General features: G+C 60.6%; 26 protein-coding genes. 8 read left to right on the top strand and 18 right to left on the bottom strand.

Annotated features, from left to right (window positions below):
* Positions 1–43 precede the first annotated feature (43 nt).
* The 4 genes from BLW22_RS26735 (at position 44) to coq7 (ending at position 3,007) form a co-directional block, all read left to right on the top strand.
* Complete coding sequence (locus BLW22_RS26735; protein WP_065925369.1) at positions 44–1,006, top strand: DUF805 domain-containing protein; 963 nt, start codon at positions 44–46, stop codon at positions 1,004–1,006.
* Positions 1,007–1,068: 62 nt separating this feature from the next.
* Entirely contained in the window at positions 1,069–1,857 is a 789-nt protein-coding gene (locus BLW22_RS26740) for an SDR family NAD(P)-dependent oxidoreductase (protein WP_074847761.1), read from the top strand.
* A gap of 46 nt (positions 1,858–1,903) precedes the next feature.
* On the top strand, positions 1,904–2,242 hold the full coding sequence (locus BLW22_RS26745; RefSeq protein ID WP_003194682.1) for a histidine triad nucleotide-binding protein: 339 nt from the start codon (positions 1,904–1,906) through the stop codon (positions 2,240–2,242).
* Positions 2,243–2,359: 117 nt separating this feature from the next.
* Positions 2,360–3,007 carry a 2-polyprenyl-3-methyl-6-methoxy-1,4-benzoquinone monooxygenase gene (gene coq7, locus BLW22_RS26750; protein ID WP_065925371.1) on the top strand — a complete coding sequence of 216 codons (648 nt, stop codon included), beginning with the start codon at positions 2,360–2,362 and terminating at the stop codon, positions 3,005–3,007.
* Positions 3,008–3,069: 62 nt separating this feature from the next.
* Here coq7 and BLW22_RS26755 read toward each other — a convergent pair whose 3' ends face one another.
* Entirely contained in the window at positions 3,070–3,492 is a 423-nt protein-coding gene (locus BLW22_RS26755; RefSeq protein ID WP_074847762.1) for an OsmC family protein, read from the bottom strand.
* A 245-nt stretch (positions 3,493–3,737) separates the two neighbouring features.
* Here BLW22_RS26755 and crp point away from each other — a divergent pair, with 245 nt between their 5' ends.
* Complete coding sequence (crp, locus tag BLW22_RS26760; RefSeq protein ID WP_065925372.1) at positions 3,738–4,382, top strand: cAMP-activated global transcriptional regulator CRP; 645 nt, start codon at positions 3,738–3,740, stop codon at positions 4,380–4,382.
* On the opposite strand, the gene BLW22_RS26765 is transcribed toward crp, so the two are convergent.
* The 14 genes from BLW22_RS26765 to BLW22_RS26830 form a co-directional block, all read right to left on the bottom strand.
* Positions 4,379–5,074 (bottom strand): lipoate--protein ligase family protein, encoded by a 696-nt coding sequence (locus BLW22_RS26765; RefSeq protein WP_065925373.1) that lies wholly within the window; start codon positions 5,072–5,074, stop codon positions 4,379–4,381. The genes crp and BLW22_RS26765 overlap by 4 nt on opposite strands.
* Before the next feature lie 141 nt (positions 5,075–5,215).
* The gene (gene trpC, locus BLW22_RS26770; RefSeq protein ID WP_065925374.1) at positions 5,216–6,052 is read right to left on the bottom strand and encodes an indole-3-glycerol phosphate synthase TrpC; all 837 of its coding nucleotides are present in this window, start codon (positions 6,050–6,052) and stop codon (positions 5,216–5,218) included.
* On the bottom strand, positions 6,049–7,098 hold the full coding sequence (trpD, locus tag BLW22_RS26775; RefSeq protein WP_065925375.1) for an anthranilate phosphoribosyltransferase: 1,050 nt from the start codon (positions 7,096–7,098) through the stop codon (positions 6,049–6,051). Before trpD ends, trpC begins: the two co-directional genes overlap by 4 nt.
* A 9-nt stretch (positions 7,099–7,107) precedes the next feature.
* Entirely contained in the window at positions 7,108–7,701 is a 594-nt protein-coding gene (locus tag BLW22_RS26780; RefSeq protein ID WP_065925376.1) for an aminodeoxychorismate/anthranilate synthase component II, read from the bottom strand.
* Between the two features lie 10 nt (positions 7,702–7,711).
* A complete protein-coding gene (trpE, locus tag BLW22_RS26785; protein WP_027605896.1) occupies positions 7,712–9,193 on the bottom strand; it encodes an anthranilate synthase component I in 1,482 nt (493 codons plus the stop codon).
* Between the two features lie 70 nt (positions 9,194–9,263).
* Positions 9,264–10,082, bottom strand: coding sequence for a phosphoglycolate phosphatase (locus BLW22_RS26790; protein WP_065925377.1), 819 nt, complete (start codon positions 10,080–10,082; stop codon positions 9,264–9,266).
* Positions 10,079–10,753, bottom strand: a complete 675-nt coding sequence (gene rpe, locus BLW22_RS26795; RefSeq protein ID WP_065925378.1) for a ribulose-phosphate 3-epimerase — start codon at positions 10,751–10,753, stop codon at positions 10,079–10,081. Before rpe ends, BLW22_RS26790 begins: the two co-directional genes overlap by 4 nt.
* A gap of 84 nt (positions 10,754–10,837) precedes the next feature.
* Positions 10,838–11,986 carry an iron-containing alcohol dehydrogenase gene (locus BLW22_RS26800; protein WP_074847763.1) on the bottom strand — a complete coding sequence of 383 codons (1,149 nt, stop codon included), beginning with the start codon at positions 11,984–11,986 and terminating at the stop codon, positions 10,838–10,840.
* A 116-nt stretch (positions 11,987–12,102) separates the two neighbouring features.
* Positions 12,103–12,927, bottom strand: a complete 825-nt coding sequence (locus BLW22_RS26805) for an ABC transporter permease (RefSeq protein WP_017739612.1) — start codon at positions 12,925–12,927, stop codon at positions 12,103–12,105.
* Positions 12,928–12,939: 12 nt separating this feature from the next.
* On the bottom strand, positions 12,940–14,172 hold the full coding sequence (locus tag BLW22_RS26810; RefSeq protein ID WP_065925380.1) for an ABC transporter permease: 1,233 nt from the start codon (positions 14,170–14,172) through the stop codon (positions 12,940–12,942).
* Positions 14,173–14,311: 139 nt separating this feature from the next.
* Positions 14,312–15,352, bottom strand: a complete 1,041-nt coding sequence (locus BLW22_RS26815; protein WP_065925381.1) for an ABC transporter substrate-binding protein — start codon at positions 15,350–15,352, stop codon at positions 14,312–14,314.
* 43 nt (positions 15,353–15,395) lie between these two features.
* Positions 15,396–16,508, bottom strand: a complete 1,113-nt coding sequence (locus tag BLW22_RS26820) for an ABC transporter ATP-binding protein (protein ID WP_065871779.1) — start codon at positions 16,506–16,508, stop codon at positions 15,396–15,398.
* A gap of 225 nt (positions 16,509–16,733) precedes the next feature.
* Positions 16,734–17,363, bottom strand: a complete 630-nt coding sequence (locus BLW22_RS26825) for a response regulator (RefSeq protein ID WP_027605903.1) — start codon at positions 17,361–17,363, stop codon at positions 16,734–16,736.
* 18 nt (positions 17,364–17,381) lie between these two features.
* A complete protein-coding gene (locus BLW22_RS26830; RefSeq protein WP_074847764.1) occupies positions 17,382–19,376 on the bottom strand; it encodes a PAS domain-containing sensor histidine kinase in 1,995 nt (664 codons plus the stop codon).
* A gap of 77 nt (positions 19,377–19,453) precedes the next feature.
* Here BLW22_RS26830 and BLW22_RS26835 point away from each other — a divergent pair, with 77 nt between their 5' ends.
* Complete coding sequence (locus BLW22_RS26835; RefSeq protein WP_074847765.1) at positions 19,454–20,428, top strand: alpha/beta hydrolase family protein; 975 nt, start codon at positions 19,454–19,456, stop codon at positions 20,426–20,428.
* A gap of 44 nt (positions 20,429–20,472) precedes the next feature.
* Here BLW22_RS26835 and BLW22_RS26840 read toward each other — a convergent pair whose 3' ends face one another.
* From BLW22_RS26840 to BLW22_RS26850, 3 genes are read right to left on the bottom strand one after another with little or no spacing between them, the layout of a single operon-like run.
* Complete coding sequence (locus BLW22_RS26840) at positions 20,473–21,240, bottom strand: TerB family tellurite resistance protein (protein WP_027605906.1); 768 nt, start codon at positions 21,238–21,240, stop codon at positions 20,473–20,475.
* 1 nt (position 21,241) lies between these two features.
* Entirely contained in the window at positions 21,242–21,916 is a 675-nt protein-coding gene (gene murU, locus BLW22_RS26845; protein WP_065925385.1) for an N-acetylmuramate alpha-1-phosphate uridylyltransferase MurU, read from the bottom strand.
* Positions 21,913–22,938, bottom strand: coding sequence for an aminoglycoside phosphotransferase family protein (locus BLW22_RS26850; protein ID WP_074847766.1), 1,026 nt, complete (start codon positions 22,936–22,938; stop codon positions 21,913–21,915). Before BLW22_RS26850 ends, murU begins: the two co-directional genes overlap by 4 nt.
* A gap of 305 nt (positions 22,939–23,243) precedes the next feature.
* Here BLW22_RS26850 and BLW22_RS34890 point away from each other — a divergent pair, with 305 nt between their 5' ends.
* Positions 23,244–23,402 (top strand): hypothetical protein, encoded by a 159-nt coding sequence (locus tag BLW22_RS34890; protein ID WP_159440257.1) that lies wholly within the window; start codon positions 23,244–23,246, stop codon positions 23,400–23,402.
* Between the two features lie 839 nt (positions 23,403–24,241).
* Positions 24,242–25,942 (top strand): group II intron reverse transcriptase/maturase, encoded by a 1,701-nt coding sequence (gene ltrA, locus BLW22_RS26855; RefSeq protein ID WP_074847767.1) that lies wholly within the window; start codon positions 24,242–24,244, stop codon positions 25,940–25,942.
* The last annotated feature ends 21 nt before the right edge of the window (positions 25,943–25,963 follow it).

Raw genomic sequence — 25,963 nt, forward strand, 5'->3', positions numbered from 1 at the left:
CAGGCCTGCACTACTCCACTGATTCAGTGACAAGGATGCCCGCATGAGCGATAACCGTTTCAAGATTGTGTTTGATGGGGCCTTGCTCCCGGGTGTCGAAAGCACCACAGCCAAGCTGAACCTGGCTGAACTGTTCAAGAGCACGGTCGAGGACATCGAGAAACTCTTCACCGGCCGCGTTGTTGCACTGAAACGCGACCTGTCCCGCCCCGACGCCGAAACCTACCTCACCGCGCTGAAAAACGCCGGGGTGGACGCGCGTATCGAGGCCGAACAGCCCGTAGCCTTCAGCCTTGCCGAAACCCACGAAACAGATTCCGGCGCAGCGGACTTCTCCCGTCCTGCGGCTTCGCCGTACGCACCACCGCGTGCCGCCGTAGGTGAAAGCCTGCCGGAATACGCCACCCTCAAGGTCTTCACCATCAATGGCCGTATTGGTCGTCTGCGGTACCTGGCATGGACGCTGGTACTGACCGTCGCCATGCTCGTCGCAGCCGGCATCCTCAGTACTGTGGGCTTTGCCATCGCGACCGCGTCACCGACCATAGCCATTATCCTCGGCTCGCTGCTGGGCTTCGCGCTGTTCGTCGCGGTTGTGGTCGTGAGCGTGCAGATCGGCGTGCAGCGCCTGCACGATCTGGGCTGGTCCGGCTGGTTGTACCTGCTGAACCTGGTACCGCTGGTGAACAGTATTTTCCCGCTGCTGCTGTTGGTAATGCCAGGTAACACCGGCGCCAACCAGTACGGCGCACCGCCACCGCGCAACTCCACCGCGGTGAAGGTCCTGGCCTCACTGTGGCTGGCATTCATCCCGCTGATGCTCATCATCGTGGTGTCGCTGGGCATGAACGGCTACCTGGATCAACTCGAAACCAACGTGGACAGCAGCTACGAAAGCAGCTCCATCACCTCCGATGAAGACGCCGATCAAAGCGTGATCGTCGATGAAGAAGATGCGCAAAGTGCTGACGACGCAGCCGAACCTGTAGACTCTCCAGAACAGTAAAGAAACGCGCCGCGCCTGTGATGCCTCCATCCCAGGCGCGGCGCGTTGCGATGGAGAAAGGCATGACCCGTTACGCTCTGATCACCGGTGCCTCCAGCGGCATCGGCCTGGCTTTGGCCGAAGCCCTGGCCCGTCGCGGCCGCAGCTTGATTCTGGTGGCCCGCCAGCGTGATCAGTTGGAAAGCATTGCAATCGAATTGACCCAACGCTTCGGCGTCGAGGTGCTGTTTCGGGCATGCGACCTGGGCGAGCCATTGCGCTTGTCCGGGTTCCTGCTGGAGCTGGAAGAAGGCGAGCGGCAGATCGATTTGCTGGTGAACTGCGCCGGCATTGGCACCAGCGGGCCATTCCTGGCCCAGGACTGGATGACCGAACAAGACCTCATCGAAGTCAACATCCTTGCCCTCACACGCATGTGTCACGCCCTGGGCAATAGCATGGCGCTGCACGGTGGCGGGCAGATTCTCAACGTTGCCTCGGTCGCCGCGTTCCAACCCGGCCCGTGGATGAGCAGCTACTACGCCAGCAAGGCCTATGTGCTGCATTTCTCCGAAGGCTTGCGCGAAGAACTCAAGACCTGTGGCATTAAGGTCTCGGTGCTTTGCCCCGGTCCTACGCGCACCGCATTCTTCGGTACAGCGCATATGGACACCGCCAGACTCGACCGCAGCGAGCAATTGATGAGCCCGGAAGAAGTGGCGCTCTATACCGTGCGCGCATTGGAAAAAAACAAAGCCATCATCATTCCTGGTCGACGTAATCGCTGGCTGGCCTTCAGCCCGCGTTTCAGCCCGCGCTGGCTGACCCGCAAGATCGCCGGCGCCATCAACAAGGCCTATTGCCCACGCTGATCGCCTGAGTACACTCACCTTGCACTTTCATAATGGAGAAACAGCTGTGGATACTCTGTTCACCAAGATCATCAACAGAGAAATACCCGCGAAGATTATCTACGAAGATGATCAAGTCCTCGCCTTCCACGATATTGCCCCACAGGCGCCGGTACATTTTCTGGTTATCCCGAAGAAGCCTATCCGCACATTGAATGACTTGACCGAGGACGATAAGGCCCTGGCCGGCCATATTCTGTTCACTGCCCAGCGTTTGGCGGTGGAACAAGGCTGTGAGAAAGGTTTCCGTGTGGTGATGAACTGCAATGAAGACGGCGGGCAGACTGTTTACCATATCCATATGCATGTACTGGGTCAGCGCCAGATGAATTGGCCACCGGGCTGAACCAGCCCGCAACAAGGGGCGCAGTCCGAGGCTGCGACCCCACGCCCTTGACTCAGGGCAAACGCGTTCCTCTCTCTTGCGGTAAACTGGCCGCCGAGATTCCTCCCGGAGGTCAGCATGACTACCCAACGTCACTACTCGCCGATAGACCGTCTGTTGCTGCAAGCCGACACGGCCATGCGCACGTTGCTGCCCTTCAGCGGCCAACCTTACCGCCCGTCGCCCGCCATCGTGCAGCCTGATGCGCAGATGAGCGAGACCGAAACCCGTCATGTGGCCGGCCTGATGCGCATCAACCATACCGGCGAGGTCTGCGCCCAGGCGCTGTACCAGGGCCAGGCCCTGACCGCCAAGCTGCCGCAGGTGCGCGCAGCCATGGAGCATGCGGCCGAGGAAGAAATCGATCACCTGGCCTGGTGCGAGCAACGTATTCGCCAGTTGGGGAGCCATCCCAGCGTGCTCAACCCGCTGTTTTACGGTTTGTCATTCGGCATCGGCGCGGCTGCCGGCCTGATCAGCGACAAGGTCAGCCTCGGTTTTGTCGCCGCGACTGAGCATCAAGTGTGCAAGCACCTGGATGAACACCTGGAACAATTGCCGGCCGACGACGAAAAGTCCCGCGCAATTCTTGAGCAGATGCGTATCGATGAAGCGCACCACGCCGAAAGTGCATTGGATGCCGGCGGTTTCCGCTTCCCGGCGCCAGTGCGATTCGGCATGAGCCTGCTGGCCAAGGTCATGACCAAAAGCACTTACCGCATCTGACGAAACCTGCGGCTGCAAAAAAGGGCGCTATCGAAGCGCCCTTTTCTTTTGCAGATTGGCGGTCAACCCAACTCGATGATCTCGTAATCATGGGTGATGGCCACACCCGCCGCGCCGAGCATGATGGACGCCGAGCAGTATTTCTCGGCCGACAACTCGATAGCCCGCTTGACCTGAGCTTCTTTCAACGCCCGGCCCTTCACCACGAAATGCATGTGGATCTTGGTAAACACCTTGGGATCTTCAGTGGCGCGCTCGGCTTCCAGGAAGGCTTCGCAGCTTTCCACGGCCTGGCGAGATTTTTTCAGGATGCTGACCACGTCGAAATTGCTGCAACCGCCCACGCCAAGCAGGAGCATTTCCATCGGGCGTACGCCCAGGTTACGGCCACCGGCTTCCGGCGGGCCATCCATGACCACCACATGGCCACTGCCCGACTCACCGAGGAAGATGGCTTCGCCCGCCCATTGGATGCGTGCCTTCATCGCCCAGACTCCACTGCTAAAAAAGGGTCGCCAGCTTAGCACAGGGCCCGGGCGCAACCGCGCTTCCCATCAAAGCGATCAATAACGGAGCTGACTCGGAAAATTCGCTAATCGAGTCAGAATGTGTCTGTTAAGCTGGCGCCAAAGGAGTGGCGTATTGCCACCCTTCATACAACGTGTATCAATGCCGATACCGCTGAGTACAACAACTCCAACCACCTCGCGCTGCCTTTCGGGATACAACCATGGTTGCTCTTACGCCCATACCCAAGATCAAGAATCTCGACAAGTTGCTGATGCACTGCCAGCGCCGGCGCCACCCCGCCAAGCACAACATCATCTGCGCCGGTGAGCGCTCCGAAACCCTGTTTTTCATTATCAAGGGCTCAGTCACCATCCTGATCGAGGATGAAGACGGCCGCGAAATGATCATCGCCTACCTGAACACAGGGGATTTTTTCGGCGAGCTGGGGCTGTTTGAACAAGCAGGCAAGGAGCAGGAGCGCAGCGCCTGGGTGCGGACCAAGGTCGAGTGCGAAGTGGCCGAGATCAGTTACACAAAGTTTCGCGAACTCGCCCAGCAGGACCCCGATATTCTCTACGCCCTCAGTGGTCAGATCGCCCAGCGCCTGCGAGACACTACGCGTAAGGTTGGCGACCTGGCGTTCTTCGATGTCACCGGGCGTGTGGCCCGTTGCCTGCTGGAACTGTGCAAGCAGCCCGATGCAATGACTCACCCCGACGGCATGCAGATCAAGATCACCCGCCAGGAAATCGGGCGCATTGTCGGTTGTTCACGGGAGATGGTCGGCCGCGTGCTCAAGGATCTTGAAGAGCGCAACCTGGTGCACGTCAAAGGCAAGACGATGGTGGTGTTCGGTACCCGTTAAGCCGGCAGGAAACTGGCCAGCATTTGACGGTACAAGCTGTCCAGCCGGCTGATTGCGTCCGGCGCGGGGAAGGCTTCGTGCAGGGCAATATGGCTGTCGGCGCGAACCCGTTGCTCCAGGCCGCAGGCTTGGTTGAAGCGGTTGACCGCCGCGATGAGTTCTTCACGATCGTTATCCAGCAACAACGCACCGTGCACCAACCCCACCGGGCGGCCCCCGCCTTGCCGCCAGCGCTGGGCAGTGCCGACCATTTTGCGCCCGTTGAGGTTGACGTTGTAACGACCGTCGCAGAATGCACCATCGATTTCCCCGACGGAGGCATCGCCGCCCAACTCGATAAGTAAATCGCAGATCGGCTGGCATAGACGCTGGTAACCGGTTTCGATGCGACCTTGATCACCCTCACTGCGCGGCGGAGCGTAGACCAGGGCGATATTGACCGTGGCGCTGGACTGCGGCACCGGTTCGCCGCCGGTTTCGCGCAAGAGCACCGGCCAACCGGCATCCGCAGACACGCGGCTGGCGACATCGAAAGCAGGCAATCGGCTCAAGCGGCGTGGCATCACCAATGCCTGATCGCTGGGCTGCCAGAACAACAACCCAAACGCCTGCTCACCCGCGCAAACGGCGGCCAGCAAGGCTTGCTCGGCGGCAAGGCCTGCTTCAACACGCATCGACACTGGCTGGATCAATGGGCACCTACCTATCTGAATAAATACAAACCCAAATGTGGGAGGGGGCTTGCCCCGATAGCGGTATGTCAGTCAAGGATGCTCCAACTGAATCGCCGCCATCGGGGCAAGCCCCCTCCCACACGTTGATCGCATTTCAAATCAATCGAGAGTGGAACCACTGACCGCCACGCCACGCTCCGGGAAGAACAGACGCTGCAGTTCCGCCCCCGGGTTCTCGGCACGCATGAAGGTCTCACCCACCAGGAACGAATAAACGTCACTGATTTCCATCAGCTCCACATCGGCACGGTTGACGATGCCACTTTCGGTAATCACCAGGCGATCGCGCGGAATACGCGGCAGCAGGTCGAGGGTGTTTTCCAGGCTGACTTCGAAGGTGTGCAGGTTACGGTTGTTGACCCCCACCAGCGGTGTGTCGAGGGTTTTCAGCGCGCGCTCCAGCTCATCGCCGTCGTGCACTTCCACCAGCACATCCAGGCCAACGCTTTTGGCCACGGCCGCCAGCTCGGCCATCTTCACGTCATCCAATGCGGAGACGATCAACAACACACAGTCGGCGCCCAAGGCACGGGCTTCAACGATCTGGTACGGATCGACCATGAAATCCTTGCGGATCACCGGCAACTTGCAGGCCGCGCGGGCCTGCTGCAGGAACAGGTCGGAACCCTGGAAAAAATCGATGTCAGTGAGTACCGACAGGCAAGTCGCCCCACCCTTCTCGTAGCTGACGGCGATTTCCGCCGGTACAAAGTTTTCGCGAATCACGCCCTTGCTCGGCGAAGCTTTCTTGATCTCGGCGATCACGGCCGGCTGCTTGAGCTTGGCCTGGGCAATCAGTGCCTTGGCAAATCCACGTGGCGCATCAGCGGCTTTCGCTTGGGCCTCCAACTCGGCCAGGCTCACACGGGAACGGCGTTCGGCGACTTCTTCAGCCTTGCGGGCCAGGATTTTTTCCAGAACGGTCGGCACACTCATCCTTCATTCTCCATCTTGAATACAGCGGTGAATGCTCCCAGCTCTTCGAGCTTTTCACGAGCCAGACCGGTGTGCAGCGCATCGTGGGCCAATTCGACACCTTCCTTAAGACTATAGGCATGATCGGCTGCGTAAAGTGCCGCGCCAGCATTCAGAACAATCATTTCCGCAGCTTTTTGACCGTTCTCGGTCTTACGACGCCCCAGGGCATCGCGAATCAGCTCCAGGGACGCCGCCGGGCTTTCCACCGCCAGGCCGTGCAGGCTCTGGCTCTTCATGCCCAAGTCTTCCGGTTCGACCCAGTATTCGGTGATTTGGTCATCCTTCAGCTCCGCCACAAACGTTGGCGCGGCCAGGCTGAACTCGTCCAGGCCGTCTTTGGAGTGCACCACCAGCACATGCTTGCTGCCCATGCGTTGCAGCACTTCAGCCAATGGCCGGCACAGTGCCTGGCTGAACACGCCCACCACTTGGTGCTTCACACCGGCCGGATTCGTAAGCGGGCCGAGCATGTTGAACAGGGTACGCAGGCCCAGGTCTTTGCGTGGGCCGGCGGCGTGCTTCATTGCACCATGATGGGACTGGGCAAACATAAAGCCGATGCCGACGTTGTCGATGCAGCGCGCCACTTGTACCGGCGTGAGGTTCAGGTAGATGCCGGCCGCTTCCAGCAGGTCGGCACTGCCGCTCTTGCCGGACACCGCGCGGTTACCGTGCTTGGCCACGGTGCAACCCGCCGCCGCCACCACAAAGGAAGAGGCCGTCGACACGTTGAAGATGTTCGCACCGTCACCGCCGGTGCCGACCACGTCGACCACGCCGTCGAGGGTCTTGAGCTCGACCTTGTCCGCCAGCTCACGCATCACCGATACAGCGCCGACGATCTCGTCGATGCTTTCGCTCTTCATGCGCATCGCCATCATGAAGGCGCCAATCTGCGCATCGGTGCATTGACCGGTCATGATTTCGCGCATCACATCGCTCATTTCAGCGGTGCTCAGGTCCAGATGGCCGACGATACGGCTCAGGGCAGTCTTGATATCCATGGAAAGTCCTTAGCGCGTGCCGCCGCTCTGCTTGAGAAAGTTGGCGAACAGCTCGTAGCCCTGCTCGGTCAGGATCGATTCAGGATGAAACTGCACCCCTTCGATATTCAGTGTCTTGTGACGCAGGCCCATGATCTCGTCGACGGAGCCGTCTTCCAGCTGGGTCCAGGCGGTCAGCTCCAGGCATTCCGGCAGGGTTTCGCGCTTGACCACCAGCGAGTGGTAGCGGGTCACGGTCACCGGGTTGTTGAGTGCCTGGAATACGCCCAGGTCTTTATGGAATACCGGGCTGGTCTTGCCGTGCATCACCTGGCGCGCGCGCACCACATCACCGCCAAAGGCCTGGCCGATGGATTGATGGCCCAGGCAAACGCCCAGGATCGGCAGCTTGCCGGCGAAGTACTTGATGGCCTCGAGGGAGACACCCGCCTCGGTCGGCGTGCAGGGGCCCGGAGAAACCACGATGCGCTCCGGGTTCAGGGCAGCGATTTCGGCCACGGTCAGTTCGTCATTGCGAACCACCTTGACCTCGGCGCCCAGCTCCCCCAGGTACTGCACAACGTTGTAGGTAAAGGAATCGTAGTTATCAATCATCAGCAACATGGGGGAAACCTCAAGAATTGGGGGTCTGTTCAGCCAGCGCTACAGCGCGGAACATCGCGCGGCGCTTGTTCAGGGTTTCTTCCCATTCGAGGGCCGGCACCGAGTCGGCGACAATCCCGCCACCGGCCTGCACGTGCAGCTCCCCGTCCTTGATCACCGCCGTGCGAATCGCAATGGCGGTGTCCATGTTGCCGTTCCAGGCGAAATACCCCACGGCGCCGCCATAGACACCGCGCTTGACCGGTTCCAGTTCGTCGATGATTTCCATCGCGCGGATCTTCGGCGCCCCCGACAAGGTGCCCGCCGGCAGAATCGCCCGCAACGCGTCCATCGCAGTCAGCCCGGCTTTTAACTCGCCGGTGACGTTGGACACGATGTGCATCACGTTGGAATAACGCTCAATGACCATCTTCTCGGTCAACTTCACCGAGCCGATTTCCGAGACACGCCCGGTGTCGTTACGACCCAGGTCGATCAGCATCAGGTGTTCGGCGATTTCCTTGTCGTCGCTGAGCAGGTCTTCTTCGAGCGCCAGATCCGCTTCTTCGGTCGCGCCACGCGGGCGTGTGCCGGCAATCGGGCGCACGGTGATCAGGTTGTCCTCGACACGCACCAGCACCTCCGGCGAGCTGCCCACTACGTGGAAGTCGCCAAAGTTGAAGAAGTACATGTACGGCGTCGGGTTGAAGCAGCGCAGCGCCCGGTACAGGTCGATGGGCGCCGCCTTGAAGTCGATGGACATGCGTTGCGACGGCACCACCTGCATGCAGTCACCGGCGAGGATGTATTCCTTGATGGTATCGACCGCGCGCTCATAGTCATCCTGGGTAAAGCTGGAGCGGAACACCGGATCAGCCGCCGGCGGACGGCTGAGGTCCAGGCCGCGACGCGGGGTGATCGGCTGGCGCAGCTTTTCCAGCAGCGCTTCGAGGCTGGCCTGGCCTTGCTCGAAGGCGTCGGCCTGGGACGGGTCGGCGAGCACGATCGCGTGCATCTTGCCGGCGAGGTTGTCGAACACCACCACCGCGTCGGAGACCATCAGCAGAATGTCCGGCACGCCCAGCGGGTCCGGGTTCGGGCATTTGCCCAGGCGTTTTTCCACATAGCGCACGCAGTCATAGCCGAAGTACCCCACCAGGCCGCCGTTGAAGCGCGGCAGGCCAGGGATGGTCGGCACGTTGTAGCGCGCCTTGAAGGCTTCGACGAAGGCCAGCGGGTCTTCGACCTCATGACTTTCGATCTCGACACCATCATGGGTGATGCTCACATGATGGTCGTGCACCCGCAGCACAGTGCGGCATGGCAGGCCGATGATCGAGTAACGGCCCCATTTCTCGCCGCCCTGTACCGACTCCAGCAGGTAGGAGTTGGGCTGGTCGGCCAGCTTCAGGTAGATCGACAGTGGCGTGTCGAAGTCGGCCAGGGTTTCGCAGGCCAGGGGGATACGGTTATAGCCGGCAGCGGCCAAACGCAGGAATTCTTCGCGGATCATGAGGTGCCTCGTGGCGTGAGGGTCTAACAGTCAGGTATGCAAACGTGCCGCATGGCGCGGCCAGGATCAGTCAGGCGCGCCAACGCCAGCGGGCCAGGGCCTTGATGACTTTCATCCAGAGTTTGCGAGTGACCACCACGATGGAATTTCCAGAAGGGGACGGATCGATGTCGGGCAACGTTATCTCAGCGCCAGCTCCCAAGCAACCGGGGATTAGCAGTCTCAGATCATCAATCACCAGCGACGGCGACTCTTCGGCGATCGGACGACCATGGTTGTAGCCGTAACTCAGGGCCACGCACTGCACGCCGGCCGCTTTCGCCGCCAGCACGTCACTGCGTGAATCGCCGACAAACAGCGACTGGGACGCCGGAATATTGGCCATTTTCATCACGAAAAACAGCGCCGCCGGGTCGGGTTTCTTCTGCGGCAAGGTATCGCCACCAATGATCCAGCGGAAATAACGGCCAATTTTCATCTGGTCCAACAGCGGCGCGACAAAGCGCTCCGGCTTGTTGGTGATCAGGGCCATTTCCACGCCCTGCTTGCTCAGCCATTTGAGGGTGTCGCGTACGCCGGGGTAGACCACGGTCAGTTCGTGGCTGCGTTCATAGGCTGCGTTGAACAGTTCCAGGGCGTGCTCGGCCTCAACCTCATCGACACCTTCGGCATCGATGTGATTGGCCAGGGCCCGGCGCACCAGCATCGGTGCGCCATTGCCGACCCACTCGCGTACCGACGCAAGCCCCGCCGGCTTGCGCCCCAGCTTGAGCAGCATTTCGTCCACAGCCGCCGCCAGGTCTGGCACCGAGTCGATCAAGGTACCGTCCAGATCGAACATCACCAGCCGTGGCAGTTTGCCGGGGAACAGCTGCTCAAAGCCGCTCATGAACGCGCCAGCGCCAGTTCGGCGCGCATCTTGGCGATGACTTCCTGATAGTCCGGGGCGTTGAAGATCGCCGAGCCGGCCACGAAGGTGTCGGCGCCGGCGGCCGCGATTTCACGGATATTGTTGACGTTGACCCCACCGTCGATTTCCAGGCGGATGTCGCGGCCCGACGCATCGATCAGCGCACGGGCTTCGCGCAGCTTGTCGAGGGTACCGGGGATGAACTTCTGCCCGCCGAAGCCCGGGTTGACGCTCATCAGCAGCACCATGTCGACCTTGTCCATCACGTACTTGAGCACGTCCAGCGGGGTGGCCGGGTTGAACACCAGGCCGGCTTTGCAACCGCCCTCGCGGATCAGTTGCAAGGTGCGGTCGACGTGCAGAGAGGCTTCCGGGTGGAAGGTGATATAGGTCGCGCCGGCGTCAACGAAGTCACCGATGATGCGATCCACCGGGCTGACCATCAGGTGCGCATCGATCGGCGCGGTGATGCCGTACTTGCGCAGCGCCGCACAGACCATCGGACCGATGGTCAGGTTGGGCACGTAGTGGTTGTCCATGACATCGAAGTGCACGAAGTCGGCACCGGCGGCCAACACCTTGTCCACTTCCTCACCCAGGCGGGCGAAATCGGCGGAGAGAATCGATGGAGCAATAACGAAGGGCTGCATGACGCACCTTTTTTGAGCTAAATCACGATGGCGCGCATTGTATACCTCATGCTTTGCCCTGCGCACCGTGACCTAACTCAACGGCTAGTACGCCGCCCGATAGATTTTCTCGATATCGGCCGCGCTGAGCTTGCGCGGGTTGTTACGCATCAGGCGCTCGATACCCGCCGCTTCCGTGGCCATGGCCGGGATGGCGTCCTCGGGAACCCCGAAACTGCGCAGGCCGGAAGGAATCTCCACGGCGGCACACAATCTTGTCATCGCTTCGACGGCCTGGTCGGCGGCATCGTTGACGCTCAGGCCGCTGACATTCACGCCCATGGCCTGGGCAATGTCCTGCATGCGCTCGACACAGGCCAGTTTGTTCCAGTGCATCACATAGGGCAGCAACAGCGCATTGCTGACGCCATGGGCGATATTGAACCGCCCGCCCAGCGGGTAGGCCAACGCATGCACTGCGCCCACCCCGGCATTACCGAAGGCCATGCCGGCCATCAGGCTGGCGGTGGCCATATCGTCGCGGGCCTGCAGGTTGGCCGGGTTGGCGTAGGCCTTGGGCAGCGCCTTGGCGATCAGCTTGATCGCACCGATGGCCAAGGCATCCGTGATCGGCGAGGCATTCAGGGAAAGGTAGGACTCAATGGCATGCACCAGCGCATCCACGCCACTGGCGGCGGTGACACTGCGCGGGCAGGTCAGGGTCATTTGCGGGCTGATCAGCGCGACGTCCGGCAGCAGGTAGTCGCTGACGATGCCCTTCTTCAACTGCGCGACCTTGTCGGAGAGGATCGCCACATTGGTCACTTCCGAGCCGGTGCCGGCCGTGGTCGGGATGGCGATCAGCGGCGGGCCCTTGCGCGGCACCTGGTCGACGCCAAATAAGTCCGCCAGGGCGCCGTGGTAACCGGCATAGGCGGCAACGCTCTTGGCAATATCGATGGCACTGCCGCCGCCCAGGCCGATCAGGCCGTCGTGGCCACCGTCGCGGTACGCCTGCATGCAGTCTTCGACGATGGAGATTTCCGGGTCGGGCAGCACGCGATCAAAGATCTCATAAGAGCGCTCGCCCAGATGCTCAAGTGCCAGCGCCACCGTGCCTGACTTGACCAGCGCCGCGTCGGTGACAATCAACGGGTTATCCACATCCAGGCGCGTCAGCTCGGCGGCGAGTTGCTCAATGGCGCCAGCGCCAGTCAGCAGTTTGTGGGCGATCTTGAATGAGGAAGTATTCATGTGCGCGGCCTCTTATCGGTGATGGGCTGGCACAAGAGTAGCTGACTGGATCGGGTTGTCTTCCATTCAGGCGCTGAATGGTCACAGCCCCCCTGTGGGAGGGGGCTGTGTGGGCTTTAGACCTGGGCCGTGCGCAGTTTCTCGCTACGCCCACGCAGCCACTCCAGGGTCAGCAACAGCAACACCGAGAAGGCAATCAGCAAGGTCGCCGCCGCCGCAATCGTCGGGCTGAGGTTTTCGCGGATGCCGCTGAACATCTGGCGCGGCAGGGTCGCTTGCTCGGGGCCGGCGAGAAACAGGGTCACCACCACCTCATCGAACGAGGTCGCGAAGGCAAACAGCGCGCCGGAGATCACCCCCGGTGCAATCAACGGCAAGGTTACCCGGCGAAACGCCGTCAAAGGCGAGGCACCCAGGCTGGCCGCGGCCCGTACCAGGTTATGGTTGAAACCCTGCAAGGTCGCCGACACGGTGATGATCACAAACGGCACCCCAAGCACCGCATGCACCACGATCAGCGAGAAGAAACTGTTGCCCAGGCCCAGTGGCGCAAAAAACAGGTAGCTGGCCACACCGATAATCACCACCGGCACCACCATCGGCGAAATCACCAGGGCCATCACCAACGCCTTGCCGGGGAAATTCCCACGGGTCAGGCCGATCGCCGCCAGGGTGCCGAACACCATGGCCAATACCGTGGCGGCCGGGGCCACAATGATGCTGTTCTTCAGCGCACGCATCCATTCCGCCGAGGCGAAGAAATCCTGGTACCAATGCAGCGAGAAGCCTTGCAGCGGATACACCAGGAAACTGCCGCTGTTGAACGACAGCGGGATGATCACCAGCACAGGCAAGATCAGGAACAACAGGATCAAGCCGCAGAGGATCCGCAAGCTGTAGAACCACACCCGTTCCACCGGTGACATATAAGGGCTCAGCATCGCAAGGTCTCCTCAGCTCAGGCGCAGGCGGCTGGCGCCCACCAGCCGGTTGTAGATCAGGTACAGCACCACGGTCGCCAGCAGCAGCAAGCCGCCCAACGCCGTCGCCATGCCCCAGTTGATGCTGGTGTTGGTGTAGAAGGCCACGAAGTAGCTGACCATCTGGTCGTTCGGGCTGCCCAGCAGTGCCGGGGTGATGTAGTAACCAATCGCCAGGATGAACACCAGCAGGCAGCCGGCGCCGACACCGGCATACGTCTGTGGGAAGTACACGCGCCAGAAGCTGGCGAACGGGTGACAGCCCAGGGAGATCGCCGCACGCATGTAGGTGGGCGAGATGCCTTTCATCACGCTGTAGATCGGCAAAATCATGAACGGCAGCAGGATATGCACCATGGAGATGTAGACCCCGGTGCGGTTGAACACCAGCTCCAGGGGTTTGTCGATCAGGCCCATGCCCATCAGCGCACTGTTGATCAGCCCGCCGGATTGCAGCAACACGATCCATGCCGCCACCCGCACCAGGATCGAGGTCCAGAACGGCAGCAACACCAGAATCATCAGCAGGTTGCTTTTGCGCGCCGGCAGGTTGGCCAGCAAATACGCCAGCGGATAAGCCAGCAGCAGGCAGATGGCGGTGATCACCAGGCCCATCCAGAAGGTGCGCGCGAAGATGTCCAAGTAGATCGCCTGGTCCGGGGTGGCCGGGGCCACTTCGCCAAGGTCGTCGATGCGATGATCGACGGCCGCCAGCAGGTAAAACGGTGTCAGGCTGCTGGTATTACGCCGGATCGCCTGCCAGTACGCCGGGTCGCCCCAGCGTTCGTCGAGGTTTTCCAGCGCTTCTTTATAAGAGCCAGGCGCTTCGGTAAACGGCAGCGCCCGCGCGGTTTTGGTCAGCAGGCTGCGATAGCCGGCCAGTTCCATGTTCAAGCGTTTGGACAGGTCGCCCAGGGTCTGGTTTTTGCGTGCCTCGCCCAAGTCCTCACTGAGGGCCTGGTACACCGGCTCACCCGGCAGACCACGACCGTCCCAGGCCGTCACCGCCACTACGGTACGCGGCAGACCGCCCACCACTTCCGGGTTGCCGACGCTTTTAAACAGCAGCGCAACAATCGGCACCAGGAACACCAGCAGCAAAAACAGCACCAGCGGCGCAATCAAGGCCTGGGCCTTCCAGCGATTGAGCCGCTCGGCACGCGCCAGGCGCTGCTTGAGGGTGGGGCCAGGAATGGCGATATCCATGGCAAACTCCGATTCAGAAAATGAATGCAATAACCTGTGGGAGGGGGCTTGCTCCCGATGACGGTGGGTCAGTCAGCACATGTGTCGCCTGACACACCGTCATCGGGAGCAAGCCCCCTCCCACAAGGGTTAGGCGGTGTTATTTAGCAGCCCAGGAGTTGAAGCGCTGCTCGAGCTGTTCACCGTTATCCGCCCAGAAGCTCACGTCGATCTGCACCTGGTTGGCGATGTTTTCCGGCGTAGTCGGCATATCCTTGAGGATGTCCTTGGCCAGCAACGGTACGGCTTGGGTGTTGGCCGGGCCGTAGGCGATGTTTTCCGAGTAGGTCTTCTGCTGCTGCGGCTGCACCGAGAAGGCGATGAATTTCTTCGCCGCTTCGGCACGCTCCTTGGACAGGCCTTTAGGGATGGCCCAAGCGTCGAAGTCGTAGATGCCGCCGTTCCACACCACTTTCAGGTTGCTTTCTTTTTGCACCGCGGCGATGCGGCCGTTGTAGGCCGAGCTCATCACCACGTCACCCGAGGCCAGGTATTGCGGCGGTTGTGCGCCGGCTTCCCACCACTGGATCGACGGCTTGAGTTCGTCGAGTTTCTTGAACGCACGGTCCTGGCCATCTTTGCCGGCCAGCACTTTGTACACGTCCTTCGGTGCAACACCGTCGGCCATCAAGGCGAATTCCAGGGTGTACTTGGCGCCCTTGCGCAGGCCGCGCTTGCCCGGGAATTTCTTGGTGTCCCAGAAATCCGCCCAACTGGTTGGCGCAGAAGCCAGTTTGTCCGCGTTGTAGGCCAGAACGGTCGACCATACGAAGAAGCCCACGCCGCACGGCTGGATCGCGCCCTTCACGTAGTCGGCGCTGTTGCCAAACAGTTTCGGGTCCAGCGGCTCGAACATGTCTTCGTCACAGCCACGGGACAACTCCGGCGACTCCACCTCCACCAGGTCCCAGGACACGCTCTTGGTGTCGACCATGGCTTTCACCTTGGCCATCTCACCGTTGTACTCGCCGGCGACGATCTTGCCGTTGCCCGCGCTTTCCCAAGGCGCATAGAAAGCCTTGACCTGTGCAGCCTTGTTCGCACCGCCAAAGGACACGACGGTCAGGTCCGGGCCAGCCATGGCCTGTGTCGCGCCCATCAAGCTCAGGGCCAGGACGGAATATTTCAGGGATCTCAACATTGTTGTTCTCTCCACGTGCAGGGTTGGTGAAGCCATGGGGCGATCAATTCGCCTCTAGAAGTGGGTCGAGTGCGCGAACGTGCTCGACTTGCCAGCCAATCGGTACCACGTCGCCGACCGCCAACGCCGGGTCCAGCTCGGCGATCGGTTGTTTCACAAAAAAATCGGCCTTGCCGCAGACTTCCAGGCGCACGCGCACGTGGTCGCCCAGGTAGATGAATTCCGCCACCCGCCCGGAGAAACGGTTGACGCAGCTTTCGCTGGAGCCATTGAGGCTGACACGCTCAGGGCGCACCGACAGGGTCACCGGACCGCCGATCTGGCCGACGTTCACCGCCAGCGCCTCGACCTTCTCGCCGCGCGCCAGCTCCACCACGCAACGCTCGCCGGTATGGCTGTGCAGGCGACCATTGAGGCGGTTGTTTTCACCGATGAAGTTGGCGACGAAGGTGTTCTTCGGCTCTTCATACAAGGTGCGTGGCGCAGCGATCTGCTGGATCTCGCCCTGGTGGAACACCGCCACGCGGTCGGACATGGTCAAGGCTTCGCCCTGGTCGTGGGTCACGTACACCACGGTCACGCCGAGGCGCTGGTGCAGGTGCTTGATCTCCATCTGCATGTGTTCGCGCAGTTGCTTGTCGAGGGCACCGAGGGGTTCGTCCATCAACACCAGTTGCGGTTCAAACACCAACGCCCGGGCCAAGGCCACACGCTGTTGCTGGCCGCCGGACAGTTGCGCCGGGTAACGCTGGGCAAAGGCATCGAGCTGGACCATGCTCAGCACGCGTTTGACCCGCTCGCTGATATCGGTCTTGCTCAAGCCCCGCACCGACAGCGGGAACGCGAGGTTCTCCGCAACGGTCATGTGCGGGAACAGCGCGTAGTTCTGGAACACCATGCCAATGTCGCGCTTGTGCGGCGGCACGTTGTTGATCGAGCGCCCGGCCAGCTGGATTTCGCCGGCGGTCGGCGTTTCGAAGCCGGCCAGCATCATCAGGCTGGTGGTCTTGCCCGAACCGGAAGGCCCGAGCAGGGTGAGGAACTCGCCCTTGCGAATCTCCAGGTTGAGGTCTTTGACGATCAGGTTCTCGCCGTCGTAGCTCTTCTGCACGCCACGAAAGCTGACCAGCACATCATTTGAATCCACCTCGCTCATACCCGCACCTTTGTGTTTTGGACTGCTGTGGCACAAGCGTAGTCCAGGCGCGAGACCCCGGAAATCGGGGGCCAGGAGAGAATGGCATCAGCCGGATGGAAGGTTTGGGGTAGGGATCGCCCTACACGGATGGCGGGGATGGGACAGGGCAGCGGCAAGAGGCGAGCTGCAAGCGGCAAGAATGGGTTCGGCGGTGTTTTGGGGTTGTCGTTATTGGATATGTGGTTAGAGGAGCTTGTGCTCCATGGCGTACTTCACCAGCTCGGCCAGGGAGGTGATATTCAGCTTTTGCATCAGCCGTGCCTTGTGAGTGCTGATGGTCTTGCTGCTCAACGCCAGTTGCTGGGCGATGTCATTGACATTGGCGCCCTGGGCCAGGCGCTCGAACACTGAGAATTCACGCTCGGACAGCAGCGAATGCAAGGGCCTCGAGTCAGTCAGGCCGACCTCGAAGACCATGCGGTCCGCCAGGTCCGGGTCGATGTAGCGCCCGCCGGCCGCGACCTTGCGAATCGCCATCAGCAGCAGCGCCGGGTCGCTGTCCTTGGTGGCGTAACCCGCAGCACCCACCTTGAGGGCGCGAGCGGCCATTTGCGCCTCATCGTGCATCGACAGCACCAGGATCGCCGGCGGATTGCTCAGCGCACGAATGCGCGCAATCGCTTCCAGGCCATTCACGCCTGGCATCGAGATGTCCAGCAACACCACCTCGCAAGGCACATGGCGCAAGGTCTCGAGCAACTGCTCGCCATTACTCGCCTCCCCCACCACCAGCAGGTCCTTGGCCAGGCCGATCAATTGCTTGATGCCTTCACGAACGATGGTGTGGTCTTCGGCTACCAGTACACGGATCACAAGGGCTTCCTCTTATCGTTATGCATCCAAAGGCACCGTGACACTCAGGGTGGTGCCCTCGCCCAATTGACTGTCCAGGCTCAGTTGCCCGCCCATGATCAGCACCCGCTCGCGCATCCCCACCAGGCCAAACGACACCGGGCGCCCCTGGGCCTGGACGAAACCGACGCCATCGTCGCTGATGGTCAGTCGCAGATCGGTGCCTTCCACCGCCAGGGTCAGTTCGACAGTATGCGCCTGGGCATGGCGCATCACATTGGTCAGCGCCTCTTGCAGGATACGGAACAGGCCGATGGCCTTGGCATCGCTCAAGGCCGGCAGGTTATCCGGCACTTGCACCAGGCAGGGAATCTGCGTGCGCGCTTCGAAACGCCGCGCCTGCCATTCGATGGCCGAGGCAATCCCGGCATCGAGAATCGGCGGGCGCAGCGCCGTCGCCACGTCCCGCACCAACTGGAACAGTTGGGCGATCAGGCGCTTCATGCTGTTCAAGCGCTCATGCAGGCCAGGATCCAGTTGCGCGTAGGACAGCTCGCACATGGAGGTTTCCAGCTTGAGCACCGTGAGCATTTGCCCGAGTTCGTCGTGCACTTCCCGGGCGATGCGGGCCTTTTCTTCTTCGCGCACGGTTTCCAGGTGGGCGGACAACTCGCGCAGTTGCGCTTCACTCTGCATCAAGGCGGCCAGGGTGCGGCGCAGTTCGGTGACATCGTTCAGGTAGACAACCAGGTATTCCGCCTCGGCAAATCGCAGAAAGCTCAAGGACACGTTGGCCGGCAGGATGCTGCCATCGGCGCGCAAACAATCGGTGGCGAAGTTCTGCGGCCCCTCTTCGCTGGCCCGTGCGCGCTTCCACAGGTTGAGCCAGCGGTCCATATCCAGGGTCGGGTCGAGGTCGACCAGCGGCCGTTCGATCAGTGCACCGGGCTCGTAACCCAGCATGCTCTCGGCCGCACGATTGGCGTAGCGCACGTGGCTGTCCCAGTTGACCCAGAGGATGCCGACGGTGCTCTGGTCGATGGAAAACTGCGTCAAGCGCAACGCTTCGGCACCGGCGGCACGGGCGGCGCTTTCTTCGCGGGCGGCCAGCAGGTCGTGCTCCAGCACGCGTTGCTGGCGGCGCTGCCAGAACACCACGGCCAGGCTGGCGAGCAGCAACAGGCCGAGCAGCAGGCTGAGGTTCTGCCAAAGGCCTTTGGATTCGGATAAACGTGGGTATTTGGGTTGCAGCCAGCGACTGTGCAGTTGATCCAGGTCGCGGGCCGGGATCGCGCTCAGGGCACTTTCCATGATGCCGGCCAGTTCCGGCCAGTCCCGCCGCGTGGCGACCCGCAGCAATTGCGGCAGGCCGATGTCCCCGACCACCGCCAGCCCGCTGAACTCCGCCTCTGCAGACAAGCGGCTTAATTGCGCTTCATCCACCACGGCATAACGCGCCTGCTGGCTGACCAACAACTGCAAGGCCTGGCGCTCCATGGGCACGCCTTGCAGGTTGAGGCCGGGATAGGTACTACGCAGGTAATCGGCCACAGCACTGGGCATGCGCACGGCAACACGGGATTGATCGTCGAGCTTCTCCAACTCCACGGCACCACCACCCTCGCGGATGCCGACAATGTGTTGAGGCACACGCATATACGGGTCGGTGAACTGCCACAGGCGCAAACCGGCCGGGGTTTGCTGCAGGCCAGGGGCAATGTCCACCTCGTCGTCGCGTACGGCCGCCTCCAACTGCTCCTGATCAGGGAAGTTGCGCCAGGTCAGCTCGATATTCAGTGCCTTGGCCAGCCACTGCATCAACTCGACATTCGCCCCGGACAAGCGCTGCAGGCGTCGGTCGTATTGCGCGTAAGGCGCCTGCAAGACCACGCCCACCCGCAGCTCAGGGTGCCGGGCCAGCCATTCGCGCTGCGGCGCATTCAGCTGCGCCTGCGGTGTGGCGGGCGCGGGGGAAGCGTTTGCCATCAAGGCAAGGCACAAACAGCCGATAACCAGCAGACAGCGAAAACCCATGATCCACGTCTCACATCACTGACAAATACTGACCAACCCATTAGGCTGCTGGAATCACTTCTGGCCGGAAATCAACGATGTCCTATCGAAACCGTTCGGCACTGCCAGCATTGTGCCTGTCACTGCTGTTTACCAGTGCCTTTTCTGTGCAGGCTGAAGACGCACCGGCACCGGCTGCCGAAAAACCCGTCGAACGCCAACCCCTGCCCGAGCGTAGCCAGGAAGAGGCCAGCGCCCTGGAACGCAAAATCCCGCAGCAGGAACAGCAACAGTTGCAGGCCGGCAGTGATTCATTCCTTGCCCTGTGGAAACCGGCCAACAGCGCCGAACCCGAAGGCGTGGTGATTATCGTACCGGGCGCCGGCGAAAATGCTGACTGGCCGCAAGCAATCGGCCCGTTGCGACGTAAATTGCCGGATGCCAATTGGGGCAGCCTCAGCCTGTCGTTACCGGACGTGAGCATGGACACCCTGCCACCGCGCGTCATGGAAGCCCCCAACGCCACCGTCGACACCAGCAGTAAAGACGCGAGCACCGCCGACAAGCCGATCGAGCAAGCCGCCAGCGCCGAGGCGGAAGGCACCGACCCGGCGGTGGTCCCGGGTGCAGACGAACAGGACAAGACCGACGCCTCGCGCATCTTTGCGCGCATCGATGCCGCCGTGGCTTTTGCCCAGACCCAGAGCGCACGCACGGTGGTGCTGGTGGGCCATGGCACTGGCGCCTGGTGGGCGGCGCGTTACCTGACTGAAAAACAACCCTCCCAGGTGCAGAAGCTCGTGATGGTTGCCGCCCAGACGCCTGCCGGGCGTCATCCCGACGTGCAGCAACTGGCGCCGGCGCTGAAGCTGCCGACGGCCGACGTCTTCTATCAAGACAACGCTCAAGCACGCAATAACGCCCTGGCACGCGCCCAGGCTGCGAAGCGCTTGAAAAATGACGGCTATAAGCAGGTGTCATTGAAGACCCTGCCCGGCAACAGCGCCGCCGAGCAGGAACAGTTGTATCGCCGGGTTCGCGGCTGGTTGAGCACGCAGGCCAGCGCCGACTGAGGATCAGCACAGAACCAATGTGGTTATCCGTGAAATAGTGGCCTCTAACGAAAATCCCGGCGCTCGCGAATCAACGAATAGGCATTGTGCAATTCACGGGTGCGCTCGGTCGCCTCACGCACTTGCGCAGGGCTGGCGCCACTGCCGGCCACCTTGTCCGGGTGGTGACGGCTCAGCAGGCGGCGATAGGCACGCTTGATGACCGACGGCTCGGTGGTAGCTGTCACGCCGAGCAAGCGCAACGCTTCCTGGTAGGTCGTGCCACGATTGACCAGCGGCTTGCGCTCAGGTGTGTAGTCGGCCGCCAGCGCCTGGAGCTGTTGCGGTGTCCAGCCCAACCACTTCCCCCACAGGTCGATCAAGTCGCGCTCGGCGGCATCCGCCTTGCCGTCCGCCCAGACCATCCGCCAGCACGCCCGCAACACCCCTTCCGCCGCATGGGGCTGGGCCTTGAGCACACGCAGGTAGCGGCGTACCCGGTCGGAACCGGATTTGCCGCGGTTGAACGCCGCAATCGCGCGGCGCTGGGCCGATTCGGTCATGTCCAGTGAGCGCATTTCCTGCCGCGCCTGCTGGATATGCCCGTCCACCACACGCCCGTTGCTTTTGGCCAGGCGCCCGAGCAACACAAACAATAACTCGTCATTGCGTAACGCCGGACGCCCGCCCAAGCGCTCGCGCAACTGTGCCCAACTGTGCAGTTGCAGGCGGCGATCCAGCGCCTGCCCCAACAGCGCACCCAACAAGGCCCCCGGAATACTGGCAATGGCAAAGCCAGCCCCGGCGCCGATCAGCGTCCCTGGCCACAACATGCTACTGCCCCGCTGTCAGCAGGGTTTCGACGTGCGCCAGGCGCTCCAGCGTGCCGACATCAATCCAGCGTCCCGCCATGTGTTCCCCCGTTACCAAACCTTTCGCCATGGCCGCACGCAGCAGCGGCGCCAGCTTGAAGGCACCGGCGTTGCAACCCTCGAACAGCCGGGGGTCGAGCACTGAAATGCCACTGAAGGTCAGGTTATCGGCACCGGGCGCCGCATCATGAAGCAAGCCCTGATCAAGGTAGAAATCACCGCCCGAGGGGTGATGTGCCGGGTTGTCGACCATCACCAGATGAGCCAGGCCCTTAAGCGGCTGCTTGAGTCGGGTGAAGTCGTAGTCGGTCCAGATATCGCCGTTGACCACCAGGAATGGCTCATCCCCCAGCAACGGCAGCGCCTGGAAAATCCCGCCGCCGGTTTCCAGCGGTTCGCCCTCCGGGGAGTAGCGGATACGCAAGCCGAACTGCGCGCCATCCCCCAGGTAGCGCTCGATCTGCTGGCCGAGCCAGGCATGGTTGATCACCACATCGGTAAAGCCGGCCTTGGCCAGCGCCTCCAGATGGTACTCGATCAGGCGCTTGCCGCCGGCCTGTACCAGCGGCTTGGGGGTGTGCAAGGTGAGCGGACGCATCCGCTCGCCTTTGCCGGCGGCCAGGATCATGGCCTTCATACGCCGGCCTCTGCGGGCTGGCGCAGGCTGGTCAGTAACTCAGCCAGTTCGCTCAACTCCGGGCGATCGTCCAGCACCGCCTCTATATAAGCAAAGAAGCGCGGTACGTCGGCCAGGTAGCGTGGCTTGCCGTCGCGATGGCAGATGCGCGCAAAGATGCCGATAACCTTGAGGTGGCGCTGCACGCCCATCAGGTCGCTGGCGCGCAGGAAGTCTTCGAAATCCGGTTGTACCGGAATGCCGGCCTGGCCCGCACGCTCCCAGTAGTCGCGCTGCCATTCCCGCACACGGGCCTGGGGCCAACTGAGAAAGGCGTCCTTGAACAGGCAGGTGATGTCGTAGGTGACCGGACCATACACCGCGTCCTGGAAATCCAGCACGCCAGGGTTAGGCTCGCTGATCATCAGGTTGCGTGGCATATAGTCGCGGTGCACCAGCACTTTGGGTTGCGCCAGGGCGCTGTCGATCAAGTGATCGCTGACACGCTGCCAAAGTGCATGCTGCCGGGTATCCAGCTCGAGACCCAAGTGTCGGCGCACGTACCATTCGGGAAACAATTCGAGTTCACGGCGCAGCAAGGCGACGTCATAGCTGGGCAGTGGTGCGTCCATCGGCAACTGCTGATAAGCCAGCAAGGCGTCAATGGCATCGGCAAACAATTGATCGGCGTTTTCGTCGTTTATCACGTCCAGGTAGGTTTTTCTGCCCAGGTCATTGAGCAAAAGAAAGCCTCGCGGCAAGTCTTGTGCATAAATTTTTGGAACATTTATTCCCGACGTCGACAACAAATAAGCGATATCGACGAAAGGCTTGCAGTTTTCCTGAGGCGGCGGCGCGTCCATTACCACGAAAGTCCGACCGCCGCCTTCCCAACGGAAATAGCGCCTGAAACTCGCGTCGCTGCTGGCCGCGGTCAATGTGGCCGGGGGTACGGCACCCCAGCCTTGAGCGTTGAAAAGGATCGGCAACTGCTCATCCAGCCAGACTTCCAGCTGCTGTAAACGTAGATCTTGCTCGGGCATTACAAGGGTCTCCGACGGCGCTAGCCGTCAAGCGGGTCATGCTTTATTATCACGCATCTTGTGCGACACGCGTAGCGTGTCTCCAGGTTGGCGGTGAGACGTCATCGTCAAGGGTTTTCCGCAAGGAAACCGATAGCCCGGTAGCCAATCCGGGAAACAAAACAGCCCAGGGGTCCCACTGCTTAGAAGGACTCGTTGTCGCTGCGGCGACAATAGCGAACCCCAAAGCCGCTTAGCACTCAGAAGCGCGGCTATGGTCCGATTTTCGGACTGGGAGTGCCTACTTCACTATTGATGAGGTCGTTATGCATAAACGTCTGGCTCAAAAAGCAGATGTATCTGCAGTTCAGGTAGAAATGCGGAAATTCATTTCAGATACTCTGAACAGAATGACCTGGAACTTCGGCTTGATGACGCTGGTTTCAACCATCGTCATGGTTACTGCCATGTTCCTAATCAGATAGTGCATCCACATAGGTCTCACGACCTACCCATGCGGGAAGAATCCCCGCAGGGATTCCTCCTGCCTTAAACAGGAGGAAATACTCTTTGAGCGTGCTGCCTTGCAGTCCCCCGCTCATATCAAACCGGAGACACGAGCGAAAACTCTGTCTGTCATTGTCCAACTATCTTGCTCTGAGATAGCAGCGGACTCGTTGTGCGACCAACGATAGCCTAGGAAAACATGCGTCACTGGTAACGGTGGGGTGTGAAGCTTTTCCGACAATGTAGTCCCCATCAGGGTGTGCTTTTGCCGTGAGGCAAAGTACAGACGCTCGGAGCAGTACCGGGTCGAGACGCTAGGCTGGTTGGCATGGGTAACGTACGTGAACTGCTGATAAACGCCGTAATGATAAACATGCCAAAACTGCTGTTAGGCATGGACCAAAAGGTATGGGGCCAGATATTCCTGTGGGATGTGGGAATACGTCGCTACAAGGCCTCCGGTGAAAAGGCAGACCCTAAACCAATCGTGTGACAGGCAGGGAACGTGGTAAGCCCGTATGGCTGCCTTCGGGCAGGTGAACCGCAAGGGGATCTATTGGCTGTGCGGGTATGGGATCGCAGAAAAAGCGAACGCCGGGCTGTAATGGCGCGGATAGGGGTTGGAACATTACCCCACGGGAAACCGGGCAGACTTCTGCGTGGTCTTTTATCGCATGAACGCTGAGTAAACCTGTCTCAATCATCTTCGAAGTCCGGCAGTAATGGACTTCTTATTCATCCACTCCTGACGGGAGCGTCCATTCCCGTCAGGGGATGCGTACGTCTTCTGCTCGGGGAAACTTGAGAGGAAGGCAGCATGTTAGTACCTAGCCAACTGGCCGGGTCTGCGCCTTCCGGCGCTCCGCAGCATTGGCATGATATCGATTGGTGTCGTGTGCAGCGGAACGTACGGGCGATGCAGATACGGATTGCGAAGGCTTGTCGGGAAGGCAACTGGCGCCGGGTGAAAGCCCTGCAACGGATGTTGACCCGTTCTCGTTCGGCCAGATACTTGGCCATACGGCGAGTCACTGAAAACCAGGGCAAGCGCACGGCGGGAGTCGACCGCGTGCTTTGGGATACACCTGATGCCAAATGGAAAGCGGCAAATGGGTTGAAGCGCCACGGGTATAAACCACGGCCGCTACGGCGTGTGTTTATCCCGAAGCCGAACGGAAAGGAACGCCCTCTGGGCATTCCAACCATGACGGACAGAGCCATGCAGGCGCTATACCTGCTAGCCCTGGCGCCTATCGCTGAAACCACCGGCGATCCAAACAGCTACGGCTTTCGGATCGAGCGCTCCACGGCTGATGCGATGGGACAGCTGTTCGTTTGTCTATCCAAGAAGGCCTCGGCCCAATGGGTCTTGGAAGCGGACATTAAAGGCTGCTTTGACCACATCAACCATGACTGGCTGATCGAAAATGTCCCAACGGACAAAGAAATCCTCCGAAAATGGTTGAAAGCTGGAGTGATTCACAAAGGCCAGCTACAGGCAACGAATGCCGGTACACCACAGGGCGGGATTATCTCGCCCACCTTGGCGAATTTGGTGCTGGATGGACTGGAATCACAGCTCAAGCAACACCTGGGCGTGACGAAGGCGAAGAAGCTGAAAATTAACGTGGTGCGATATGCGGATGATTTTGTGATTACCGGTAGCTCGAAAGAGATGCTCGAAAATGAGATCAAACCTTGGGTTGAGCGGTTTCTCGCGGTGCGAGGATTGCAGCTGTCGCTTGAGAAAACCCACGTCGTCCACATAGATGAAGGTTTCGACTTCCTTGGTTGGAATTTCCGCAAATACGGAGGGAAACTCCTGATCAAACCTGCCAAAAAGAACGTGAAAGCGTTCTATAGGAAGGTAAAAGAAGTCATCAGTACTAACAAAGCGGTGAAACAGGAGGAGTTGATCCGCCTGCTTAATCCGATACTGCGAGGCTGGGCGCTGTATCACCAGCCTGTGGTCGCCAAGAAAGCGTACAGCCGCATGGACCACCAAATATTCCAAGCGCTTTGGCGTTGGGCGAAAAGGCGGCATCCAAACAAAAGTCTCGACTGGGTAAGGGAGAAGTATTTCCAAACCTATGAAAGTCGAAGCTGGGTGTTCGCCACCACGGTCATAACGGAGTCAGGAGGCAAAGAGGCAATTCGGTTATACGCCCTAGAGGCCACGCCGATTGAGAGGCACAGGAAGATCAGCGGGGATTTTAATCCGTTTGATCCCTCTATGGAGGAAATGGGAGAGGCATTGCGGATGTCCCGGATGCTCGGGAAATTGAAGTACCGCAAACAAATTCTTCATCTATTTCAATCCCAAAAAGGACTGTGCGTACTATGCAAAAGCCCAATATCTAGGGAGACTGGGTGGCACGACCACCACATCATTTATCGCTCACAAGGCGGTGGTGACTCGCTGGACAACCGGGTACTATTGCATCCCATTTGCCACCAGCAGCTTCACGCTCGTGGACTAACAGTGTACAAACCGGCTCCCCCAAGGGGGGCTTCGTAAAGACTTGAGCCGTATGCGCTG

This window comes from Pseudomonas marginalis, assembly GCF_900105325.1.
GTDB lineage: Bacteria > Pseudomonadota > Gammaproteobacteria > Pseudomonadales > Pseudomonadaceae > Aquipseudomonas > Aquipseudomonas marginalis.

What these genes read in the sequence shown, in the direction of transcription:
- BLW22_RS26800 (WP_074847763.1), bottom strand. Translation starts at nt 11,986, where the DNA reads ATGAATACTTCCTCATTCAAGATCGCCCACAAACTGCTGACTGGCGCT.
- BLW22_RS26805 (WP_017739612.1), bottom strand. Translation starts at nt 12,927, where the DNA reads ATGCTGAGCCCTTATATGTCACCGGTGGAACGGGTGTGGTTCTACAGC.
- murU (WP_065925385.1), bottom strand. Translation starts at nt 21,916, where the DNA reads ATGAAGGCCATGATCCTGGCCGCCGGCAAAGGCGAGCGGATGCGTCCG.
- ltrA (WP_074847767.1), top strand. Translation starts at nt 24,242, where the DNA reads ATGTTAGTACCTAGCCAACTGGCCGGGTCTGCGCCTTCCGGCGCTCCG.
- BLW22_RS26740 (WP_074847761.1), top strand. Translation starts at nt 1,069, where the DNA reads ATGACCCGTTACGCTCTGATCACCGGTGCCTCCAGCGGCATCGGCCTG.
- BLW22_RS26840 (WP_027605906.1), bottom strand. Translation starts at nt 21,240, where the DNA reads ATGTTGTGGCCAGGGACGCTGATCGGCGCCGGGGCTGGCTTTGCCATT.
- BLW22_RS26850 (WP_074847766.1), bottom strand. Translation starts at nt 22,938, where the DNA reads ATGCCCGAGCAAGATCTACGTTTACAGCAGCTGGAAGTCTGGCTGGAT.
- BLW22_RS26755 (WP_074847762.1), bottom strand. Translation starts at nt 3,492, where the DNA reads ATGAAGGCACGCATCCAATGGGCGGGCGAAGCCATCTTCCTCGGTGAG.
- trpC (WP_065925374.1), bottom strand. Translation starts at nt 6,052, where the DNA reads ATGAGTGTGCCGACCGTTCTGGAAAAAATCCTGGCCCGCAAGGCTGAA.
- BLW22_RS26815 (WP_065925381.1), bottom strand. Translation starts at nt 15,352, where the DNA reads ATGTTGAGATCCCTGAAATATTCCGTCCTGGCCCTGAGCTTGATGGGC.
- crp (WP_065925372.1), top strand. Translation starts at nt 3,738, where the DNA reads ATGGTTGCTCTTACGCCCATACCCAAGATCAAGAATCTCGACAAGTTG.
- BLW22_RS26780 (WP_065925376.1), bottom strand. Translation starts at nt 7,701, where the DNA reads ATGTTGCTGATGATTGATAACTACGATTCCTTTACCTACAACGTTGTG.
- BLW22_RS26835 (WP_074847765.1), top strand. Translation starts at nt 19,454, where the DNA reads ATGTCCTATCGAAACCGTTCGGCACTGCCAGCATTGTGCCTGTCACTG.
- BLW22_RS26790 (WP_065925377.1), bottom strand. Translation starts at nt 10,082, where the DNA reads ATGAGCGGCTTTGAGCAGCTGTTCCCCGGCAAACTGCCACGGCTGGTG.
- rpe (WP_065925378.1), bottom strand. Translation starts at nt 10,753, where the DNA reads ATGCAGCCCTTCGTTATTGCTCCATCGATTCTCTCCGCCGATTTCGCC.
- BLW22_RS26830 (WP_074847764.1), bottom strand. Translation starts at nt 19,376, where the DNA reads ATGGGTTTTCGCTGTCTGCTGGTTATCGGCTGTTTGTGCCTTGCCTTG.
- BLW22_RS26810 (WP_065925380.1), bottom strand. Translation starts at nt 14,172, where the DNA reads ATGGATATCGCCATTCCTGGCCCCACCCTCAAGCAGCGCCTGGCGCGT.
- coq7 (WP_065925371.1), top strand. Translation starts at nt 2,360, where the DNA reads ATGACTACCCAACGTCACTACTCGCCGATAGACCGTCTGTTGCTGCAA.
- BLW22_RS26820 (WP_065871779.1), bottom strand. Translation starts at nt 16,508, where the DNA reads ATGAGCGAGGTGGATTCAAATGATGTGCTGGTCAGCTTTCGTGGCGTG.
- BLW22_RS34890 (WP_159440257.1), top strand. Translation starts at nt 23,244, where the DNA reads ATGCATAAACGTCTGGCTCAAAAAGCAGATGTATCTGCAGTTCAGGTA.
- BLW22_RS26735 (WP_065925369.1), top strand. Translation starts at nt 44, where the DNA reads ATGAGCGATAACCGTTTCAAGATTGTGTTTGATGGGGCCTTGCTCCCG.
- trpD (WP_065925375.1), bottom strand. Translation starts at nt 7,098, where the DNA reads ATGGATATCAAGACTGCCCTGAGCCGTATCGTCGGCCATCTGGACCTG.
- trpE (WP_027605896.1), bottom strand. Translation starts at nt 9,193, where the DNA reads ATGATCCGCGAAGAATTCCTGCGTTTGGCCGCTGCCGGCTATAACCGT.